Origin of the sequence: Promineifilum sp. (SeqCode) (assembly GCF_041918635.1) — a bacterium.
GTDB lineage: Bacteria > Chloroflexota > Anaerolineae > Promineifilales > Promineifilaceae > Promineifilum.
This window is the reverse complement of record NZ_JAYRVJ010000524.1, coordinates 1-2,575: the sequence shown is the minus strand read 5'-3', so window position 1 is coordinate 2,575 and position 2,575 is coordinate 1. Positions and strand designations below refer to the sequence as shown.

Sequence of the window (2,575 nt, the reverse complement as noted above, 5' to 3'; positions counted from 1 at the left end):
TCCTACGTCAGCAGCGCCTCGCCGCCGCCCTTCGCCGGGCAGTTCGCCGAGGTGGAGGTGGATACGGAGACGGGCCAGGTGACGGTGACCAAGCTGGTCATGGCCGTGGACGCGGGCGTGCCCATTAACCCCCTGACGGCCGCCGGTCAGGTCGAGGGCGGCATGATCCAGGCTCTCGGCTACGGCCACTGCGAGGAGATGGCCTACGACGAGACGGGCCGGATGGTCAACCCCGCCTTTGGCCCGTACCATATCTACCGGGCCGACGAGACGCCGTGGCTGAAGGCCATCCTGGTACAGACGCACGAGCCGACTGGGCCGTTTGGGGCCAAGGCCATCGCCGAGATACCGAAGGACGGCGTCGCGCCGGCCATCGCCAACGCGGTCTTCGACGCGACCGGGGCCCGTCTGCGCCGCATCCCGTTCACGCCGCAGCGTGTGTATGAGGCGTTGCGCGCGGCCTAAGGGTAGCGGGCCGGCGGCGGGTGGTCGCCGCGCCAGAAGCCATGACAGAAGACGCGGAACGAGAGAACGACGGGAGCGCGGCGGCCGGGGCAGAGCCCGCCGGGCCGCTGCCCGTCTTCTCTCACTCCATTGAGCGGGAGTTCGCGCGCATTCTGGACTACTATCACGTGGCCTGGGAGTATGAGCCGCGCTCGTTCGCTTTGGAGTGGGACGCGGCCGGCAAGGTCACGGTGGCCTTCACCCCCGACTTTTACCTGCCGGAGCAAGACCTGTACGTCGAACTGACGACGATGCGGCCAAAGCTCGTGACCAAGAAGAACCGCAAGCTGCGGCGCATGAACGAACTCTACCCGGAGATCAATATCCAGTTGTGGAAGCGCAGCGATCTGCGCGCCCTCATGTTGCGCTTCGGCCTCGACGAGGAGGCGGCGCGCATCATGGGCACGCTGGCCCAGAACGATCAATCATGAGTCACCCCGCCCCAGAGGAGTACCGCGACCTCATCGGCAGCATCAGCGAGATCCTGATCACGACCGAACAGATCGAGCAGCGCGTGCGCGAGCTGGGCGCGGCTATCTCGCGCGACTACGAGGGTTGCCGGCCGTTGCTCGTCGGCGTGCTGAAGGGCGTCTTTCCCTTTATGGCCGACCTCATCCGGGCCATCACCATCCCGGTGGAGGTAGATTTCATCGCCATCTCCAGCTACAGCGCCAGCACGCGGCAGAAGGGCGTGGTGCGGTTGCAGAAAGACCTGGAGGAGCCTATCGCCGGCCGGCACGTGCTCTTTGTGGAGGATGTGGTCGACACCGGGCTGACGCTCAACTATGTCCTGCGCCAACTCCAGAGCCGCGGCCCGACCTCGTTGCAGGTCTGCACGATGTTCGACAAGACGCCGCGCCGGCTCATCCGGCTGCCCATCCGCTACAAGGGGTTTGACCTGCCGGATCGTTTCGTCGTCGGCTACGGCCTTGATTATCGGGAGTTGTATCGCAATCTGCCGTTTGTGGGGTTGCTGAAGGCCGACGCCATCCAACCGGAGGAAGGCACAAAAAAGGAGAGCTCCAAGTAACCTTCCGGACAACTCAACCGACGTTCTGTGACTGGCACAAAAGTGTTGGTCTCAAATTGCCTTACGGCGTTAAGAGGCACACTTTGGTACGTGCTCTATCAACGGAACCCGGTAAGCGCCTTCCAATTTCTTGGAGCTTCCCGTTACTTTTGAGAGTCCCTTCTGTAAACAAATGGGAGTCTCGCCAGTAGAAAGACTATAGCAGACTCATAGAGGGTGAGTCAATGCGCTTTTATCGTTATTTGCGGCGGCGGCCCTGCGCCAAACCGTCTAGTCAAAATAAACAAAAAGGGGAGCTCCAAATAACCTTCCAGCTTCCCTTACCTTCTTCCCGCTTGCCCATCGATAACGAGGATGAACAGCTACGGGTCGATTCTCTTTTCCGGCTTCCCTTGCCAATTGGGTTGGCTCCAATTGCTTCCAAGGGCCGGTTGAAAAGAGTGTTCAATTGATCCTGGACTGGGGGCCGTCCCAAGCCTTAGATCCTATTGAACCGATTGGTAAGGGCGCTTTCCAATTCCTTGGAGCTTCCCCGGACTCTTGAGGATTGGGGCTTGACTGCCGATCCTCTTGAGGTATGGACAGTGTAGCACTGAGAGAGGGGGAATAGAAGTGACGAATGTCATGTCGCGACCATGACATCGCGCGGCCGACCTGTCAAAAAGGGCTACGCGGAAAATTGAGAGCGCCAACGGCCCGAGAGGAATGGCAGGTGCGCCCGGAGGGGCTCGAACCCCCAACCAATAGCTTCGAAGGCTATTGCTCTGTCCAATTGAGCTACGGGCGCAAAAAAAGCTGATGGGGTTCCTCCATCAGCTTTCAGGGCGAGTGGTGGGATTTGAACCCACGATCTTCTGGGCCACAACCAGACGTGTTAACCCCTACACCACACCCGCCATGGTGCGTTGCAAGGGGTATCGTAGCACAGTTGGGGAGGAGAGGCAAGGCGCGATCTTATAAAGACCTGACAGGTGGACGGCCGAAAGCACGCCGACAGGAACGAGACTTGTACCCGTCCACTTGTCAGGTCTGAGCGCTGGA

General features: G+C 60.5%; 3 protein-coding genes and 2 tRNA genes. 3 read left to right on the top strand and 2 right to left on the bottom strand.

What is annotated here, in order from left to right; genetic code table 11:
- The 3 genes from ACE3UY_RS15705 to hpt form a co-directional block, all read left to right on the top strand.
- A partial coding sequence (locus ACE3UY_RS15705; RefSeq protein ID WP_374688442.1) for a xanthine dehydrogenase family protein molybdopterin-binding subunit occupies positions 1 to 465 on the top strand: 465 nt, incomplete at its 5' end.
- Between the two features lie 41 nt (positions 466 to 506).
- Positions 507 to 935, top strand: a complete 429-nt coding sequence (locus tag ACE3UY_RS15700) for a hypothetical protein (protein ID WP_374688441.1) — start codon at positions 507 to 509, stop codon at positions 933 to 935.
- The gene (hpt, locus tag ACE3UY_RS15695) at positions 932 to 1,534 is read left to right on the top strand and encodes a hypoxanthine phosphoribosyltransferase (RefSeq protein WP_374688440.1); all 603 of its coding nucleotides are present in this window, start codon (positions 932 to 934) and stop codon (positions 1,532 to 1,534) included. The genes ACE3UY_RS15700 and hpt overlap by 4 nt, the downstream gene beginning before the upstream one ends.
- A 713-nt stretch (positions 1,535 to 2,247) precedes the next feature.
- Here hpt and ACE3UY_RS15690 read toward each other — a convergent pair.
- Together ACE3UY_RS15690 and ACE3UY_RS15685 are read right to left on the bottom strand one after the other, a co-directional pair.
- Positions 2,248 to 2,321, bottom strand: a tRNA-Arg gene (locus ACE3UY_RS15690).
- 36 nt (positions 2,322 to 2,357) lie between these two features.
- Positions 2,358 to 2,430: transfer RNA gene (locus ACE3UY_RS15685), tRNA-His, on the bottom strand.
- Between the last annotated feature and the right edge of the window lie 145 nt (positions 2,431 to 2,575).